Origin of the sequence: Stenotrophomonas sp. 169 (assembly GCF_014621775.1) — a bacterium.
Taxonomy (GTDB): Bacteria; Pseudomonadota; Gammaproteobacteria; order Xanthomonadales; family Xanthomonadaceae; genus Stenotrophomonas.
Map to the genome: position 1 here is coordinate 2,910,120 of NZ_CP061204.1, position 18,112 is coordinate 2,928,231.

The 18,112-nt window shown below is 67.2% G+C and carries 15 protein-coding genes; 6 read left to right on the forward strand and 9 right to left on the reverse strand.

Features of this window, described 5'->3' with window-relative positions; genetic code table 11:
• Positions 1-10 precede the first annotated feature (10 nt).
• Positions 11-958: a DMT family transporter gene (locus ICJ04_RS12735; protein WP_188324598.1), complete on the forward strand. Its 948-nt coding sequence runs from the start codon at positions 11-13 to the stop codon at positions 956-958.
• Positions 959-1,039: 81 nt separating this feature from the next.
• Here the strand turns inward: ICJ04_RS12735 and ICJ04_RS12740 are convergent, their stop codons facing one another.
• From ICJ04_RS12740 to ICJ04_RS12760, 5 genes are all read right to left on the reverse strand, one after another.
• Positions 1,040-2,110 carry a sensor domain-containing diguanylate cyclase gene (locus tag ICJ04_RS12740; protein WP_188324599.1) on the reverse strand — a complete coding sequence of 357 codons (1,071 nt, stop codon included), beginning with the start codon at positions 2,108-2,110 and terminating at the stop codon, positions 1,040-1,042.
• Between the two features lie 87 nt (positions 2,111-2,197).
• Positions 2,198-2,920 (reverse strand): pseudouridine synthase, encoded by a 723-nt coding sequence (locus tag ICJ04_RS12745; RefSeq protein WP_188324600.1) that lies wholly within the window; start codon positions 2,918-2,920, stop codon positions 2,198-2,200.
• A 39-nt stretch (positions 2,921-2,959) separates the two neighbouring features.
• Positions 2,960-4,621: a diguanylate cyclase gene (locus ICJ04_RS12750; RefSeq protein WP_223202882.1), complete on the reverse strand. Its 1,662-nt coding sequence runs from the start codon at positions 4,619-4,621 to the stop codon at positions 2,960-2,962.
• A gap of 97 nt (positions 4,622-4,718) precedes the next feature.
• A complete protein-coding gene (locus ICJ04_RS12755) occupies positions 4,719-7,136 on the reverse strand; it encodes an EAL domain-containing protein (RefSeq protein WP_188327327.1) in 2,418 nt (805 codons plus the stop codon).
• A 163-nt stretch (positions 7,137-7,299) separates the two neighbouring features.
• Positions 7,300-9,195, reverse strand: a complete 1,896-nt coding sequence (locus tag ICJ04_RS12760; RefSeq protein WP_188324601.1) for a DEAD/DEAH box helicase — start codon at positions 9,193-9,195, stop codon at positions 7,300-7,302.
• A gap of 234 nt (positions 9,196-9,429) precedes the next feature.
• Between ICJ04_RS12760 and ICJ04_RS12765 the strand changes: the two genes are divergently transcribed.
• On the forward strand, positions 9,430-9,660 hold the full coding sequence (locus tag ICJ04_RS12765) for an RNA-binding S4 domain-containing protein (RefSeq protein ID WP_188324602.1): 231 nt from the start codon (positions 9,430-9,432) through the stop codon (positions 9,658-9,660).
• Positions 9,661-9,667: 7 nt separating this feature from the next.
• On the opposite strand, the gene ubiM is transcribed toward ICJ04_RS12765, so the two are convergent.
• The 4 genes from ubiM to ICJ04_RS12785 all read right to left on the reverse strand — a co-directional run bounded on the left by ubiM (position 9,668) and on the right by ICJ04_RS12785 (position 13,125).
• Positions 9,668-10,858, reverse strand: a complete 1,191-nt coding sequence (gene ubiM / locus ICJ04_RS12770; RefSeq protein WP_188324603.1) for a 5-demethoxyubiquinol-8 5-hydroxylase UbiM — start codon at positions 10,856-10,858, stop codon at positions 9,668-9,670.
• Between the two features lie 89 nt (positions 10,859-10,947).
• Complete coding sequence (locus tag ICJ04_RS12775) at positions 10,948-11,337, reverse strand: MAPEG family protein (RefSeq protein WP_188327328.1); 390 nt, start codon at positions 11,335-11,337, stop codon at positions 10,948-10,950.
• A gap of 9 nt (positions 11,338-11,346) precedes the next feature.
• Positions 11,347-11,907, reverse strand: coding sequence for a DUF4019 domain-containing protein (locus ICJ04_RS12780; RefSeq protein WP_188324604.1), 561 nt, complete (start codon positions 11,905-11,907; stop codon positions 11,347-11,349).
• 57 nt (positions 11,908-11,964) lie between these two features.
• Positions 11,965-13,125 carry a hypothetical protein gene (locus tag ICJ04_RS12785; RefSeq protein WP_188324605.1) on the reverse strand — a complete coding sequence of 387 codons (1,161 nt, stop codon included), beginning with the start codon at positions 13,123-13,125 and terminating at the stop codon, positions 11,965-11,967.
• 156 nt (positions 13,126-13,281) lie between these two features.
• On the opposite strand from ICJ04_RS12785, the gene ICJ04_RS12790 reads away from it, so the two are divergent.
• The 4 genes from ICJ04_RS12790 (at position 13,282) to ICJ04_RS12805 (ending at position 18,089) form a co-directional block, all read left to right on the forward strand.
• On the forward strand, positions 13,282-14,757 hold the full coding sequence (locus ICJ04_RS12790; RefSeq protein ID WP_188324606.1) for a DNA-3-methyladenine glycosylase 2: 1,476 nt from the start codon (positions 13,282-13,284) through the stop codon (positions 14,755-14,757).
• Positions 14,754-15,251 carry a methylated-DNA--[protein]-cysteine S-methyltransferase gene (locus tag ICJ04_RS12795; RefSeq protein ID WP_188324607.1) on the forward strand — a complete coding sequence of 166 codons (498 nt, stop codon included), beginning with the start codon at positions 14,754-14,756 and terminating at the stop codon, positions 15,249-15,251. The genes ICJ04_RS12790 and ICJ04_RS12795 overlap by 4 nt, the downstream gene beginning before the upstream one ends.
• Before the next feature lie 46 nt (positions 15,252-15,297).
• On the forward strand, positions 15,298-16,551 hold the full coding sequence (locus ICJ04_RS12800) for an ectonucleotide pyrophosphatase/phosphodiesterase (protein ID WP_188324608.1): 1,254 nt from the start codon (positions 15,298-15,300) through the stop codon (positions 16,549-16,551).
• Positions 16,552-17,228: 677 nt separating this feature from the next.
• Complete coding sequence (locus ICJ04_RS12805) at positions 17,229-18,089, forward strand: pirin family protein (RefSeq protein WP_188324609.1); 861 nt, start codon at positions 17,229-17,231, stop codon at positions 18,087-18,089.
• The last annotated feature ends 23 nt before the right edge of the window (positions 18,090-18,112 follow it).

The window sequence follows — 18,112 nt, forward strand, 5'->3', positions numbered from 1 at the left end:
CAATATCGCGATGAGCAGCCCTGACACCCGCAAAGCCCTTTTCCAGATTCATTTCTGTGTACTGCTGTGGGGAATCACGGCCATCCTCGGCAAGCTGATCACCCTGCCGGCCCTGCCGCTGGTGTGGTGGCGCATGCTGCTGGTGGTGGCGATGCTGGCGCTGCTGCCGCGGGTATGGCGCGGGCTGCGCACCCTGCCATGGCGGGTCGTGGCAGCCTATTCGGGCATCGGCGCCCTGGTCGCGCTGCACTGGCTGACGTTCTACGGGGCGGTGAAGCTGGCCAACGCGTCCGTTGCCGCTACCTGCATCGCACTGGCGCCGGTGTTCACCTCCATCATCGAACCCTGGGTGGCCAAACGCCCGTTCCAGGTCCGCGAACTGGTGTTCGGCATCGCGGTGCTGCCCGGCGTGGCACTGGTGGTCGGCGGCGTGCCGGAGGGCATGCGGGTGGGGGTACTGGTCGGCGCGATGTCGGCGGTACTGGTCGCCGTGTTCGGTTCGCTCAACAAGCGCATGGTCAGCCATGCCGACCCGCTTACCGTCACTGCACTGGAGCTGGGTGCGGGCACGCTGACCCTGACCCTGCTGGCCCCGCTGATGCCCTACCTGCTGCCTGCCTTGGCCAGCCCGCTGTGGGTAATGCCAGACCTGCATGACGGCCTGTTGCTGCTGCTGCTGGCGGGTGTCTGCACGCTGTTGCCGTTCGCCCTGGCCCTGGTGGCGCTGCGTCACCTCAGTGCGTACACCGTACAGCTGGTGACCAACCTGGAGCCGGTCTACGCGGTGATCCTCGCCGTGGTCCTGCTACGCGAACAACACGAAGTCGCCGGCTGGTTCTACGTCGGCGTCGCGGTGATCATCGGCGCGGTGTTCCTGCATCCCCTGCTCAACCGTCGCCGCCCCGTCCAGCACCCCGAGATCCTCGGTACCGCAGAAGCCCGCAACATCGCGGACTGAGGAAAAAAGGGGACGGAGGGGATTAAGTCGTTTATGACCCCAAAGAGGTCAAAAACGACTTAATCCCCTCCGTCCCCTTTTTTACGGGGCGGTCTCCACCCGGTTGCGGCCGGCGGCCTTGGCCCGGTACAGGGCGGCGTCGGCACGCTCGACCGTGTGGTCGGTGCTGTCGCCGCTGCGGTGTGCCGCTACGCCGATGCTGACCGTGACGGGGAAGCCCAATGGCAGGTCGGCCACTGCCGTGCGCAGGAACTCGCACTGCACTTCGGCCATGCGCAGGTCGGTGTCCGGCAGCAGCACGACGAATTCCTCGCCGCCGTAGCGGGCTGCCAGGCCTGCCCCGGCGAAGTGGGAACGCAGCAGCGCACCCAGTTCGGACAGCACGCGATCGCCGGTGGCATGCCCCTGGAAATCGTTGATGCGCTTGAAGTGATCGATGTCGAGCAGGGCCACGCAGGTCTGCCGCGGCTGGCCATCGCGGGTGGTCACCGCCGCGTCCAACGCCAGTGCCATCGCACGCCGGTTCGGTAGGCCCGTCAAGGCGTCGGTGCGGCTCTGTTCGGCCAGGTCCGCGTTCTGCGCCAGCAGTACGTCGTGGTAGTCGCTGAGCAGTTTCTCGTAATCATCCCGCTCCAGCATGTGCTGCTGGATATCCAGCGCGAAGCGACGCAGCTCCATGACCACCATCACCTGGCGTGACAAGGCGGACAGGGCCTCGGCCTTGTCGGCGTCGAGCCGGTGCGGTTGCGGATCGAACACGCACAGCGTACCCAGCGGCTGGCCATCGTTGCTGACCAGTGGCGCGCCGGCGTAGAACCGTACGCGAGGATCACCCGTCACGATCGGGTTGTCATGAAAGCGCGCGTCAAGCCGCGCGTCTTCGACCACCATGATTTCCTGCGGCCGCAGGATGGCGTGCCCGCACATGGACTCGTCACGCGACAGCTCGGACACCTGGGTGCCCTGGATCGACTTGAACCACTGCCGCTCGGCATCGATGAGCGTCACGGCCGCCATCGACGTGCCTGCCACCGCACGGGCGACGGTGACCAGGTCTTCGAAGGACTTTTCTTTTTCCGAGTCGAGGATGCGATAGCGTTGCAGCGCATCGAGACGCTGCGCTTCGTTGGCAGGCTTGGCGGGCTTGATCATCCAGCGCTCGGGGGATGGGACCGGGATCAAGTCTAGAGGAAAGCAGCAGGCCATGGACCCGCTGCTTCGCGGCGTGCTTCGCCGCGTTTACCAGTCCTGCTGGCCGGGCAGCAGGCCGCGCAGTTCCTGCTCGCTGAGGTTGCGCCACTGGCCGGGCTTGAGCGCACCGATCTTGATGTTGTCGATGCGTACGCGCCGCAGCTGCGTGACGCGGAAGCCAAAGTGCGCGGACATCAGCCGGATCTGTCGGTTGAGCCCCTGCTGCAGGGTGATGCGGAAACCGAACTTGGCCAGCTTCGAGGTCCGGCAGGGCAACGTGGTCTGGTCATGCAGCCGCACACCGCGGGCCATCCCGCGCAGGAACTCGTCGGTGACCGGCTTGTTGACGGCCACCAGGTATTCCTTCTGGTGGCCATTCTCGGCGCGCAGGATCTGGTTGACGATGTCACCGTTGCTGGTCATCAGGATCAGCCCTTCGGAATCCTTGTCCAGGCGCCCGATCGGGAAGATCCGCTGTTCGTGGCCGACGAACTCGACGATGTTGCCCTTTACCGAGCTTTCGGTGGTGCAGGTGATGCCGACCGGCTTGTTCAGCACGATGTAGACATGGCGACGGCCGCCGGGCTTGCTGGCCTGGCGCACGCGAAGCGGCTGCCCGTCGATGAGGATCTTGTCCTCTTCGCCAACCACCGCGCCCGTACCGGCAACGTGGCCATTGACAGTAACGCGGCGCTCGCTGAGCAGCCGGTCGGCCTCGCGGCGGGAGCAGAAGCCGGTTTCGGCGATATGTTTGTTCAGGCGGATGGTCATGCCCCCATTATCGGGCATTGTGGCCTCCGCGGCATGGATTCAGGCGGCGCTGCCCGCATCCAGCTGGTCCCCGTCCATCACCCGGTCGCGGCCGGCGCGCTTTGCGCCGTACATCGCATGATCGGCACGGCGCAGCAGCCCTGCCAGATCGTCCTGATCTGGCCGCCATTGCGCCAGGCCGATGCTCACCGTCACCTGCAATCCCGGTACCTGCAGCGCGGTGCCGGCTTCGCTGATCTTCCGGCGGATCTGCTCCAGGCGCCCGGCGGCGACCGCGCGGCTGGCGCCGGGTAACAGCAGCAGGAACTCTTCGCCGCCCATGCGGAAGACTTCTTCGCGGCTGCGCACCGAACCGCGCAACGCGGCCGCCACCGCGACCAGCACCGCGTCACCGGTTTCATGTCCGTGGTGATCATTGATTTCCTTGAACAGGTCGATGTCGAGGAAGCCGATGACCAGTGGTGTGCCTTCGTCCGTCGCGCGGGCGATCTGCGCACCCAGCTGGCGCAGCCCGGCACGGCGATTGGGCAGCCCGGTAAGCGAGTCCGTATCGGCCAGCTGGCGCATCTCGTCACGCTGCTCACGCAGCTTGCCCAGCCGCTGGTTGAGCGCGTAGGCGGCCATCATCAACAACCAGGTCGTGGACAACTGCAGCGATTCCACGCGATGCGCCAACAACCACTGGGCGCGCGCGAGATCGGCCACGATCATCAGCAGGAACGGCGCCACGGCAATCAACCCGATGGCTGCCCAGCGCTCGCCGCGCGACCAGGCCCACACGCCGGCCAGCAACGCGGCCACGCAACCGGTGATGTGCGCCGCCTGCAGGATGTCGGCTGTCCAGCCCAGCATCGTCCAATCCATCCAGGGCACCAGCAGGGCCACCAGCACCAGTCCACAACTCAGCATGGCCCAGGTGCGCCGCCAGCGTGGCCAGTGGCGGTCGCCCACGTTGAGCCGCCACAACACCGGCAGCAGGACCGCCTGCGCGCAGGCGGTCAATCCCACCAGCCACCATGCACTGTCCACGTCCACCGGAAACCAGGGCTCTGGATACCCGCTCAGGCCGCTCAACACCGATTGCCAGACCATGAACACCGCGCAGACGCCGACGTAGATCAGGAACAGGCGATCGCGCGCGCTGAAGAAGCCCATCAATGCCGACAGTGCCAACGCCAACGCCACCGCCAGGCAGGCAGCGCGTACCAGCAGGCGGGCCGTGTCACGCTGCTGTACCGGACTGGGCGCGCCAAGCCGCAGCGTGGGTCCCCAGCGTTCCTTCAGGGGCGTCGCCCAGGAAACGACGATGGGCTCGGCGCTGCCCGCAGGCGGGACGATGACGATGCCGATGCCCGCGCGGAAGCGTGAATCCCGCGTCCGCGCATCCCCCATGTTGCCGCATATCTCCCGCGCCGCGTGGCGGATCATCACCTCGCCGGCGAAGACGTTGAACACATCCAGCGCCTGCGGTTGACCGGACCAGCCACCGGCCGGGGCGGGAATCTCCAACGTCTGGCGCGGGCCGTGGAGCATCTGCGGCGTGCAACTGCGATGCGGTGTGGGTTCGTCGGTGGCGCCGCCGAGCAGCAGATAATCGCGCACAGGCTGTGGCGTCGCCGCGGCCTCCAACGGCAGCAGGACAGCGCACAACAGCGCCACGATCACCACCCAGCCTTGCCACTGCACTCCTGTGCTCCCCACGCCCCACCCGCCTGCTTGCGTGCGCGCAGACTGCGCGCCGTCCGTGCGGCCAGATTATCGCAGCCGCACGGTTTTCACGCAGACTGCGACCAATTGCCTAGCGCTGCGCCATCCACGTCGGCGTCTGTTGCTGGCGGTGCGGGTGCAGCGCGGTCTGCGTGATGCGCTCCAACGGCTGTGGGCGCTCGATGGCATAGCCCTGCAGGCTGTGCACGCCCATCTCCACCAGCTGCCTTGCCTGCTCGTCGGTCTCCACCCATTCGGCCACCACGTCCAGCTGCAGTTCGCGGCCCAGCGCGGCGATCGCGCGCACCGTCGCGCGACTGATCGGATCGGTCTGCATGTCACGCACGAACGTGCCATCGATCTTCAGTTGATCGGCGGGCAGATGGCGAAGGTAGCCGAACGAGGACGACCCCGATCCGAAATCATCCAGTGCGATACGGCATCCACGCGCCTTGACCGCATCGATGAACTCGCGCGCCTGACCGAGGTTGCTGATGACCGCCGTTTCCGTGATTTCGAAGCACAACCGCGGCGCAAGCGAGCGGTTGCGCTCGAGCAGATCGGTGACGAAGGCCAGGAAGCTGGGCTCGGTGATCGACTGCGCCGACACATTCACATTGCACATGCCCAGCCGCGCCACGTGCGCGGGGCATACCTGCAGGTGGCGGAACAGCATCGACAGCACGCACCGGTCCAGCGACATGCCCATGCCATAGCGCTCGACCGCGGCAATGAACTCACCTGGCCCGTGCAGCACGCCCTGCTCATCGCGCATCCGCACCAGCACCTCGTAATGCAGGTGACCGGGGTCTTCGACATTGGCGATGCGCTGCGCGTACAGCACCATGCGGTTTTCGGCGATGGCGCGGCTGACGCGCCGCAGCCGATCCGCTTCGCCGCGCCGCTCCTCAAGCGCCATGCGGTCTTCGTTGAAGCAGTGGATGCGGTTGCGTCCTGCCTGCTTGGCCGCGTAGCAGGCGCTATCGGCAGCCCCCATCAGCCAGTTCACATCCGGCGTATCGGCGCCCATTTCCACCACGCCCACGCTGCAGCTGATCTTCAGTGTGTCCTCGCCGAACTGCACGCTCGCTTGTCCCAGCGTGCGGATCAACCGGTGCAGAATCTGCTTGGCTGCATCCTGCGTAGCCCCCTGCAGGAACAGTGCGAACTCGTCCGCGCCCAGCCGCCCTACCCAGTCGCCGTCACGCACGGCGTCCTCCAGGTGCTCCGCGAAGGTGCGCAGCATCTGGTCTCCTGCCGCGTGGCCCACCGTATCGTTGACCAGCTTGAAATGGTCGAGGTTCAGATAGCACAGCGCGTGGACACCGCCATCGTTGCGCACCTGCTGCACGGCCTGGTCCAGCAGCCGCTCGATCTCGCGCCGGTTGATCAGGCCCGTCAACACATCATGGCTGGCGTGGTGCTGCACCTCGCGCGCCAGCACATGGTTCTGGGTGACATCTTCGACGATCGCGAAAATCGAAATGCCCTGCTTGCCGCGTGACACAGCGGTGCCGCTCCAGCGCCCCCACATCAGGCTGCCGTCGGCCCGCAGGAAGCGCAGTTCACCGGCACGCAGCTGGCGGGGCCAGTCAATGCGCCCCCCGCCATCGAGCACCAGCTCGCCCTCTGCCAGCAGCTCACGCAGGTGCATGTGCTGCAGCTGCTCGGGATGACGGCCAAGCAGGTCGGCCAGCGCCTGGTTGACCTCCATGATGCCCCCTTCCCCGTCGATCTTCAGCATGCCCACGCTGGCCTGGTAGAAAGCCGCACGGAAGCGGCTTTCCTGCTCCATCAGATCGGTGCGCACGCGACGGGCCAACAGCAATGCGACCACGGCGATGGCCACCACCGACAGCGCACCCACGGCGAGGGTGATCATCCGCACCAGGGCGGACATGTTCACCAGCGCGAGAGAGAAATGGCGTGCGGTCTCCTGCAGCCCCGCATCGAGTTCGCTCAGGCGACGGTGATAGTGCACCGCATCCTGCTCACTGACCGTGCCGGACTGGAAACGCTGTTCCAACTGGTCGCCGATGCGCGCAAGCTCCTGCAACGGCGCATCGGTCTGCCGCCACAACTGGGACGCTTCGCGGAAATAAGCGAAGTCACGGCCATAGCGGTACGACAGGATCAACCGATTGACATCGCCACGGGCGTTCCCGCCGCGCAGGAAGGCAGCGCGCGCGGTATCGACGTCCGGCACATCCTGCTCCAACGCCAGGCGCGCCTCCAGGTCCGCCAGCGGCACCGCCAGCGCGGTGCGCGCCTCGTGCAGGTCGGTGGCCACGCCGCTGTCGAGATAATTATCCAGCGCGGCAACGGTCTGCTGCTGGCTGCGCGACCAGTGGCTCTGGCCTACGATCCAGGCCGTGGATGCAGCCTGCAGTTCCTGGATCAGCGCGGAGATGCCTACCAGGCCCACGGCCATACCGGTCAGCAAGGCAAAGCGCAGGGTCAAGCCGCGCGTCCTCGCAAGCTGCCGCATCCTCGCACCGGCCTCGCCCATTCGTGGAGCCCCCCAATCCGTGGTTGATCCTGACTGCATTCAGCGCATCATGCACGCTAGCGGCGGCCCTGTCTGCACGGCGCGAAGCCTCCGCGCGCTGTCCCGGGACAAAAAAAAACGCCAACCCGAGGGCTGGCGTTTCGATGTCATGGCAGGCGTGGGATCAGACGCTGCGCGGACCGCGCGGCTTGAATCCCTCGCGGCGTGGCGGGCGATCATTGCCACCCGGACCACCGGGACCACCCGGACCACTACGGCGCGGACCGCCCTTGTCGAAGCGCGGCTTGGCCGCAGCCCGCGGTGCCTGGCTGATGTCCTCGCCCGGCTCAACGCGACGCATGTTGAGCTGCTGGCCCGATACCCACACTTTCTTCAGATGGGTGAGCACGTCCTGCGGCATGTCGGTCGGCAGGTCCAGTACGGAGAAGCCGTCATGGATGTCGATGCGGCCGATGAAGCGGCTTTCCAGACCCGCCTCGTTGGCGATGGCGCCGACGATGTTGGCCGGCTTGACGCCATGCTGGTGACCCACCTCGATGCGGAAGGTTTCCATACCCTGCTCCGGCGCGCCACGCGGCGGCATTTCACGGCGCGGTCGGTCCGCGAACCCTTCGCCTTCGGCGCGCGGTGCGCGGTCGAACTTGGGACGGTCACCGCGGTCGAAGCGTTCGTTCCGCTCCGGACGGTCCGTACGTTCACGCGGGGCACGTTCTTCGCGGGGCGCACGCACCGGCGGCTGCAGCAGGAACGGCGTATCGCCCTGCATCATCTTGGCCAGCGCGGCGGCGACGTCGATCGCCGGCACTTCGTTCTCGCCCTGGAAGCGCTCCAGCAGCTGGCGATAGAAGTCCAAACCGCCCTGGGCCAGCGTTTCGCTGATGCGCGCGGTGAACTTGCTGACGCGGTTGTCGTTGACGGCTTCCACGCTCGGCAGCTGCATTTCTTCGATCGGCTGGCGCGTTGCGCGCTCGATCTGGCGCAGCATGCCCTTCTCGCGCGGAGTGGCGAACAGGATCGCCTCACCGCTGCGACCGGCACGGCCGGTACGGCCGATGCGGTGCACGTAGCTTTCGGTGTCGTACGGAATGTCGTAGTTCAGCACGTGGCTGATGCGCTCGACGTCCAGGCCGCGCGCGGCAACGTCGGTAGCGACCAGGATGTCCAGCTTGCCTTCCTTCAGCATGGCGATGGTGCGCTCACGCTGGGCCTGCTGCATGTCGCCGTTGATGGCGGCAGCGGCCAGGCCACGGGCCTGCAGCTTGGTGGCCAGTTCTTCGGTGCCGGCCTTGGTACGGGCGAAGACGATCATCGCGTCGAACGGCTCGACTTCCAGGATGCGGGTCAGTGCATCCAGCTTGTGCATGCCACTCACCCACCAGTAACGCTGGCGGATGTTCGCCGACGTGGTCGTCTTGTTGACGATGGTGACTTCGGCCGGGTCTTTCAGGTAGGTCTGGGCGATGCGACGGATGGCCGGCGGCATGGTGGCCGAGAACAGCGCGACCTGGCGCTTTTCCGGCAGCTTCTTGAGCACGGCTTCGACATCGTCGATGAAGCCCATGCGCAGCATCTCATCGGCTTCGTCCAGTACCAGCGTCTTCAGCTCGGACAGGTCCAGCGTGCCGCGGTTCAGATGGTCGATGACGCGGCCGGGGGTACCCACCACGATATGTACGCCACGGCGCAGCGCCGACAGCTGGGTGGCATACGGCTGGCCGCCGTAGACCGGCAGCACGCGGAAACCGGGGATCTTCGAGGAATAGGTCTGGAACGCCTCGGCGACCTGGATGGCCAGCTCGCGGGTCGGCGCCAGCACCAGTGCCTGCGGCTTGGTCTGCTGCAGGTCGATGTTGGACAGCACCGGCAGCGCGAACGCTGCGGTCTTACCGGTACCGGTCTGGGCCTGGCCGAGCACATCGCGGCCTTCCAGCATGGCCGGAATGGTGGCAGCCTGGATCGGCGAGGGGGTTTCGTAACCGACGGCGGCAACCGCCTGCATCACGGGCTCGGAAAGGCCGAGCTGCGCGAACTGCATCGGCGCTTGGGTATCTTGGGACATGGGGAACTCCGAAGGCACTGCCACGAACGTGGCAGGCGAAAAAAGGGGGGTATTGTGCGCTTAGGGCGCCCTTCTGACGCGTGCCCCGGCGCTTTTTCGAGTGCATAGGATACAGCACGCTGGATGAACCGGGGGATTGCCGCCATTCATCCGAGGCTGGCGCAACCGCAAGGGGTCATGGACCGTCCCTGCTGATCACCGCACAATGCGCATCATCTTACACGGAAGCCCCCCATGCAGACCCTAGAGTTCGACCTTGACGGTGAGTACGTCGAGCTGAAACAGCTGCTCAAGCTGACCGACCTGGTCAGCAGCGGCGGCGAAGCCAAGATGGCCATCAGCGAGGGCCGCGTACTGGTCGACGGCGAAGTCGAGCTGCGCAAGGCCTGCAAGATCCGCGCGGGCCAGCAGGTCGATTTCGATGACACCGTGATCCGGGTGCTGGCCCTGCCGGAAGAAGACTGAGACCGCGCTAGGCTCCCTGCCCGGCCACTGGCTGGGTGAGGTGGCTGGCGATGAGCTGGCGGAAGGGGCGTACACCCTGCGCAAGCCGCAGACCGGCCGCCCGCAGCAGACGCGCCGGCGCGCGATCATCGGTGTACACGCTGGCAATCGCATTGGTGGCTTCGTACAGCGGCCGCGAGGCGCGTCGGTGTCCGCGCTGGTAGCGGGCCAGGCTCCCCGCATCGGCAATGTCGGCACCGCGCGCATACTGATCCGAGATCAGGTCGGCCAACCGCTGTTGGCTGGCCAGCCCCAGGTTGAATCCGTGCGCGGTGACCGGGTGCATGCCCACCGCCGCATCGCCGATCAACGCCGCGCCTGGAGCGACGAACCGCTCGGCGTAGACGCCCACCAAAGGGTATGCCTGCGGCGTCGCCACGGGCTGCATGCGGCCCAGGCGATGCGCGAAGAAACGGCTGATCGCATCGCCCAGTGCATCCTCGTGCAATGCGAGCAGCCCTTCTACCTGCTGGGGCGGCAGCGTGATCACCGCCGAGGCCAGTCCGTCGTTGAGCGGCAACAAGGCCAGGGTGCGCCCATAACCGAACCATTCCCACGCCGTCTGCCGGTGATCGCGCTCGAGCTGCACCCGGCACACCAGCATCGATTTGCCGAAGTCGCGCACGCGGGCACCGATGCCGAGCAGTCGGCGGGTAGCGGAAAAGCGGCTGTCGGCGGCAACCAGCAGTCGCGCGTGCAGGCAGCTGCCATCGTCAAGCTGCACCACATGGCCTGCGTCGTCATTCTGCACGCCTTGGACCCGGCGGCCGTCCAGCAGCTGCAGGCCGGGCTGCCCTTGCACGGCATTCCAGGCGGCACGGCGGATCAGATGATTGGGCACCAGCCAGCCCAGCGGGCCATCGGCCGGCCGGTCACGCGCGAACGTGAGCGCAAAAGGGGACACCCCGTCCATGACGCGGGCATCGTGCAGCTCGGAAATTTCGGCGGGAGGCAGCCGCTCCCACACCTGCAGGCGTTGCAGGATCTGCCGGGATGCGTGGGTAAGCGCGATTTCGCGCCCGTCGAACGGCGCATCGGCCAACTGCTGCCGGGATTGCGGTTCCACCAATGCGACCCGCAGGCCGCTGCCAGCCAGAGACCGTGCGAAACACAATCCGGCAGGGCCCGCCCCCACCACCACCACATCGGTCACCTGCATCGCTGTGCTTCCCGGCTGTTTGTCGGCCCCAGCATAGCGGCGACTGCCCGGCGCGGCCCTTGATCTGGATCAGGCCGGGCAGCGCGGATTCACAGCAACGCCTTGAGCAGCATGAACACGCCGGCCATGGAGACCACCCACGCCAGACTGCGCACATAGGGCACGCCTGCTGCATACAGCGGCAGGTAGACCAATCGCGCCCAGAAATACAGCTGCACCGCGAGCGCCGTGCTGCCGTCCTGCCGGCCGGCCACCACGACCGCCAACGCAGCGGCAGCGAAGATCGGGAAGGTCTCGAAGAAGTTGGCCTGCGCGCGTTGCAGGCGACCCGCCACGAGACCCGGCGGTGGTGGCGCACCATCGCGCGCGGAGGCGTTCCACTTCTGCCCCCGTTCCCGCGTGACCGCTGCGACGGCGAGCAGCACGTAACCGATACCCAGCAGGCCGGACCAGGCCAGCATCTGCAGCTCAATGGACAGGGGCATGGCTCAGGTTCCCGGCGAACGGACGCTGTAACCGGCCAGGCGCCAGACCTTGTCTTCATCAAGGCGGAAGCTGACCAGCTCACGCACCGGCTGCGGACTGTTGGCGAAGCGCGTCGGGTAGGTCACGTTGAGGTACAGGCCTTCGGGAACGGCCGCCCCTGCGTTGAACCGCACCCGGCTGATGCTCGGCTGGCCACGACCCACCAGGGCGCCCAGTCGAGCGCGATCCGCGCTGACCTGTTTGGTGAACGCATCACGCGTAACCGCCTTGCGTGCTACGGCCGATGCGCCGTCCCACAGCTGCGCCGTCTGGCCGCCGTCCACAAGCCGGGCCGCCTGCAGCGCCGCCGCACTCATCTCGGCATTCTGCTTTTCAAGCTGCGCCTGCTGGGCCGGCGTGAGCTGCTGGGCCGGTGCAGCCGGTGCCGTGGCGGCGGCCGGGCGCGCGCCCGCTGCAGCCGGGGCTGCGGCAGGCCGTGCAGTGGACGGCTGGGCGGCCTGAGGCTGCTGAGCGACCGCCGCGACGGGCAGCAGCAGGGACAGAAAGATCAACGATCGCTTCATCGGAACCGCCGGTTCAGGGTAGATGCCCGCAGTCTACGCCACCCACCGCCCCGCGCTTCAAGCCGCCGGTTCGGCCGAAGCGGGCGGCATCTGCTCGGCGGTCGGCGCCGCCTCGTCTCGTCCATCATCCGCAGCTCCCTGCTGCGACGGCGAGACACCCGGTGCGGGCGGCAGGGTCGCCACGTCTATCTCCGACAGCGGGCTGTCCGAGGGGCATACCTCATCGGGGAATCCATAGTCTTTCTTCAGCGACTGCCCGCAGGCATTGACGGCTTCCAATTCGGCGCCTTCGCGTTTGCACTGCTGGTCGAAGGCCACCAGGAACGCATCCTTGCGGCGCACGAAATCATCGCCGCAGGCGCGCATCTGCTTGATGCGCTCCAGATCGTCCTGCACCGCGTTGGTGCCGTCCAGGCCATATTGCCGCAGCTCGTCCGCCGTCAGCACCCGCAGGCTGCGGTTGGGCACCGTCATCATCAGGTCGGCCACGCCCACCGCAACGCCGTTGCGCTGCAGGTAATCCTTGACGTTGTCATAGACCTCATGCAGCTCGCGGTTGAGTTCCGCACGCGACGTGGCCTTCGAGCTGATCCGCATCATGCGGTGGATGCCCACCTTGCCCAGCACCAGGCGATTGTCGCCCGCCGCCAGGACGAACACGCAGGCGCTGTGGCAGATGGAGGCCTCACGCACCCAGATGGTCCAGTTCGACTCGCCGATGCTGTCACCGGCGACGATGGCCGATTCAACCTGTCCACCACTGGAGTCCAGGTCGAGGATGCGCTTGTGGATGCCCAGCCCGTCGGCCACCACGGCCAGCCGCCAGACCAGCTCGGAAAAGCCCGGATTGATCTTGCCGCTGTATCGCACACGCGCCAGGCCGCGCTCGGCGCACGGCTGCAGTGCCTGCTCGATCTGCACACGCTCCAGGCCCGCCAGCTCCTCGCCGTCCCCGGGCTCGGCCGCGTAGTCGGTCGTGCAGCTGATCCATGCCCTGCCGTTTTCCAGCGCTGCCGCCGGCCACGGGCGATCGGCGCGGCCCACAGGCGGCGACGCGGGTGGCGGCGCGTCGGCCACGTTGATGGACACCATGTGGTCGCCGTCGGCACTGGGAGCACGCGTGGCGGCCTCGTTGGCCGTCACGTTGCCGGGATTCTCAAGCTGGCTGCACGAGGCCAAGGCCAGGCACAGCAGGGGCGACCACCATTTGAGCAACATGTACCATCGAACCGGTCGGAAACACACGCCCAGTCTAGGGCCTGCACAGCAGATGGCTGCAACCGCCGCTGAACCTGACCGGCTGCGTCAGGGGGCCGATGCATTGGTGTCCGAAAATGGCGAGCCCGGACACGCCGGCCGGCCTAGACTGATCGCATGACATCCTCTGCCGCTCTGGACACTGCAAGCTGCGAACGTGCGCGACTGGCCCGCGATGCGCGTTTCGACGGGCTGTTTTTCACGGCCGTCCGCAGCACCGGCATCTATTGCCGCCCGGTGTGCCCGGCGCCGGCGCCGAAGCCGTCCAACGTGACCTACTACGCCAACGCGGCCGCTGCCGCTGCGGCCGGCTATCGGCCCTGCCTGCGCTGCCGGCCGGAGCTGTCACCCGCGGCGCAGCAGCGGATCGACGAGGACGCCGTGCGGCGGGCGCTCGATCTGATCCATGACGGCTTCCTGCAGGGCGCAACGGTGGCCGCGCTGTCCGCGCGGGTGGGTGTCAGCGCGCGGCAGCTGCAGCGGCTGTTCGTCGCTGCGTTGGGCGTGACGCCGCAGCAACTGCATGCCAACCAGCGCCTGCTGCAGGCCAAGCAGCTGCTGACCGAGACGCGCCTGCCGGTGACCGATGTGGCGTTGGCCGCCGGTTTCAACAGCCTGCGGCGGTTCAATGATGCGTTTCTGGGTGGCTGCGGCATGCCGCCCACCAGCATCCGCCGCCTGCCTGCCCCCGCCTCCAGTGCGGGCGATGCCGTGCAACTGCGCCTGGGATATCGGCCTCCATTGGATTTCGGCCTGATGCTGCGGTTCCTGCAGCGCCGGATGATTCCCGGGATTGAACGCATCGACGACGACGGCTACCAGCGGGTGATCGGCCCTGCGCAGCGCCCTGCCCTGCTGCAGGTCAGCGCGTCGCCCGGGCGCAACGAACTCGTGCTGCGGCTTGAGCGCATCGATCCGCGACAGATTCCGGCCGTGGTCCGCCGCGTACGCCATATGTTCGACCTGGATGCCGATCTGCATCAGGTCCACGCGGCGCTGCAGGCAGAGCCCCTGCTTGCACAGGGCATCGCGCAGCGTCCGGGGTTGCGCGTTCCCGGCGGCTGGGAAGGGTTTGAAGTGGCGGTGCGCGCGGTGCTCGGCCAGCAGGTCAGCGTCGCCGCGGCAACCACGCTGGCGCGTCGGCTGGTGCACGCCCATGGGCACCCGCTGGACGGCATGCCCGACGGATTGGATCGCTTGTTTCCAGAACCCGCACGACTGGCCGATGCGCCGCTGGAGGCCATCGGCCTGCCACGTACCCGTGCATCGACACTGCGTTCGCTGGCCCGTGCCTGCGCCGAGGGTCAGCTCGACTTCGGTGCAGGGCAACGGCTTGAGGATTTCGTCCAGCGTTGCATCGCCCTGCCCGGCATCGGTCCGTGGACGGCGCAGTACATTGCGCTGCGCGCGCTGGGCCAGCCTGATGCGTTTCCCGCCGGTGACCTGGTGCTGCAGCAGATGCTGGGCACGCCCGAAAAGCGACTGACCGAACGCCAGACCGAGCAACGGTCGCAGCCGTGGCGGCCCTGGCGCGCCTATGCCGTGCTGCACCTCTGGCACCTCTCTCCTCCTTTCCGTGGAGCTCCGTCATGACCCTTCATTACGATCGCTTCGATTCGCCGATCGGTGAGCTCACCGTGGCCGGCGACGCGCACGGCATCGCCCATGTTCTTTTCCCTGAGAACCGCCATCCGCCGAAGGGCCGCGAGCACTGGCAGTACCAGCCAGCGACGGTGCGCGAGGCGCGCATGCAGCTGCTCCAGTACCTGCAGGGCGAGCGCTCGGCCTTTACCTTGCCACTGGCCCCCCGCGGCACGCCGTTCCAACTGCGCGTGTGGCACGCATTGGCGACGATTCCGTTCGGGCAGACCTGGAGCTACCTGCAACTGGCGACCGCGCTGGGCCAGCCCAGTGCAACGCGCGCCGTGGGCGCGGCGAACGGCCGCAATCCGCTGCCGATCGTGCTGCCCTGCCATCGGGTGATCGGCCGCGACGGCTCATTGACCGGGTTCGCCGGTGGACTGCAGACCAAGGCCGCGCTGCTGCGGCTGGAACAAGGGGCAGGCGCGTTGTTCGACCCCCCATGACCTTTGGTGTCTTGGGTACGTCATTGCGGCTGCCTACAATGGCGCGATGACCTATCGACGCCTTGCCTGGGCGCTGGCCGCGATCCTGCCGCTGGCTGCCTGCACCACCCCAGTTGCCCGCCCCGGTTCCGGTGTCGCCGCCGCGCCTGTCGCCGCGCCTGCACCCAAGCTGCTTCTGATCTCCATCGACGGCCTGCGCGCCGATGCGCTGGACCGTGGCATCACGCCGAACCTGCAGCGCATCATCGACAGCGGCGTGCGCGCGAAATGGATGAATCCATCGTATCCGTCGCTGACCTTTCCCAACCATTACACACTGGTCACCGGCCTGCGCCCGGACAAGCACGGCATCATCCACAACAGCATGGACGATGGGCAACTGGGCCCTTTCAAACTGAGCGACCGCGACACGGTCACCAAGCCGGCATGGTGGGGTGGCGAGCCGATCTGGGTCAGTGCCGAACAGGCCGGCGTGCGCACCGCAACGTGGTCGTGGCCGGGCAGCGAAGCCGAGGTAAAGGGCGTGCGTCCCAGCCAGTGGCGCCAGTATGACGAGCGTGTCCCATTTGAACGCCGCGCTTCCGATGTGCTGGCGTGGCTGCAGCAGGCCGGTTCCGATGCGCCACGACTGGTCACGCTGTATCTGGAAGGCGTGGACAAGGCCGGGCACCACGATGGTCCACAGTCGGCCGAGTACACCGCGGCCATCCAGCGCGCGGATGCGGTGATCGGCCAGGTACTGGATGGACTGCAGCGGGGCGGTCTCGACGCCACCACCAACGTGGTGCTGGTGTCCGACCACGGTATGGCGTCGGTGCCGGAGGGTCACGTCATCGCGACCGAAGACATGGCGGATCCGGCAATCGCGCGCAACATCAGCGTGGGCCAGTCGGTCGGCTTCGAGCCCATGCCGGGCCAGCGCGCCGCGGCCGAACGCGTGCTGCTGGGGCGCCACACGCAGTACACGTGCTGGAAGAAGGGCGACCTGCCTGCCCGATGGCACTACGGCAGCAACCCACGCATCCCTGCCATCGTGTGCCAGATGGATGAGGGCTGGGATGCGCTGGCCCGTGCGACGATCGCCAAGCGTCCCCAGCAGGACCGTGGATCGCATGGCTATGACAACGCGTTGCCGTCGATGCGCGCGGTGTTCATTGCGCGTGGGCCGTCGTTCAAGCAGGGTGTGGTGATCGATGACTTCGACAATGTCGACCTGTATCCCCTGCTGGCGCGCCTGCTGCAGGTGCCGGCCGCGCCGAACGACGGTGACCCGCAGACGTTGCTGAAGACCTTGCGCTAGCGGGTGGGGTGCCGGGCTGCGCCCGGCGCCCGCAGAAGCGAGCAGCAACAGCAACAGCAACAGCAACGGCTGCAGGGCCGTGGGTGGGTGGAGCGGGGTGAGTTGGCGGGGGACGGCAAGAGCCGCATCCCTGCGGGCCTCGTTTCGCGCCATCCATGGCGCTCAACGCCCCCGCCAACCCACCCCGCCCCACCTTCGACAGGTCCATGGTGGCCATGGGACCTGCGGGCATCGGTAGCGCCGACCCATGGTCGGCGAGCGCAGCGGGCTGTTGGCGGGAACATTCCGCCGACCATGGGTCGGCGCTACCGCAGATCTCGTTGAAACGTCTGGTGGAGGGAGCCCCTGAGTCAGGGGCGGCCGCGAAGCGGCGGGGTATGGGTGCTGGTGAGACGGGGCCCACGGTTTGCGAAGCAAAGCGTGGGAGCGGCAGCGCGAATGCGATGACGTGGACCCCGCCATGGATGGCGCGAAACGAGGCCCGCATGGATGCGGTTTTTGCCGTCCCCCGCACAGCCCCACCGCCCGGCCCATTCTCCTGCTGCGGCTGTCGAGCCACCCGCGAGGGGGTCCTGCCCGTTCGCACCGCGCAACAGCCTGTTGCCCATTCGGGGGATCCCCCGCCCCACATCGCATGCGATCCTGCGCCCCTGTCCTTGCCAGCGAGAACGCCCGTCATGACCACCATCATCGCCCCGCGCGTGCACGACATCGGCGGGCTGGAAGTCCGCCGCGCCGTACCCACCATGCAGGCGCGCAGTGTCGGACCCTTCGTGTTCATCGATCAGATGGGCCCGGCCGTGCTTGATCCCGGCACCGGCATCGACGTGCGCCCGCATCCCCACATCGGACTGGCCACTGTGACCTTCCTCTGGTCCGGTGCCATCGGCCACCGGGACAGCCTAGGCTCGGACCAGGTGATCCGTCCTGGCGATGTGAACTGGATGACCGCCGGCCGCGGCATTTCCCACTCCGAACGCACGCCGCCGCCGGAGCGCGAACACGGCCATCCGCTGCATGGCATGCAGACCTGGATCGCGCTGCCGAAGGGTTTCGAGGAAGTGGAGCCGGCCTTCCACCACCACGCCGCCGCGACGCTGCCCCAGCAACACCGCAATGGCGCGTGGCTTCGGGTGATCGCAGGCCGAGCCTACGGTGAGGAATCGCCGGTGAAGGTATTCGCCGATACCCTCAACGTCGCCATCGATCTGCAGCCGGATGCGGAGATCGATCTGGACACCGGTCACCGCGAGCGATCGCTCTACATCCTTGACGGCCAGGCGCAGTTGGATGGCGTGGACGTGCCTGCGCAGCACCTGATCCTGCCAGCTGACGGGGCGCGCGGACGCCTGCGCGCGAAAACGCCGGTCAAGGCCATGCTGATGGGCGGCGAGCCGCTGGACGGCCACCGCCATCTGTGGTGGAACTTTGTCTCCAGTTCGAAGGAGCGCATCGAGCAGGCCAAGCTCGATTGGGAAAACGGGCGCTTCGGCACCATTCCGGGCGACGATCAGGAGTTCATTCCCCTGCCCGCCTGATGGTTACCGATGTAACAGGGTTT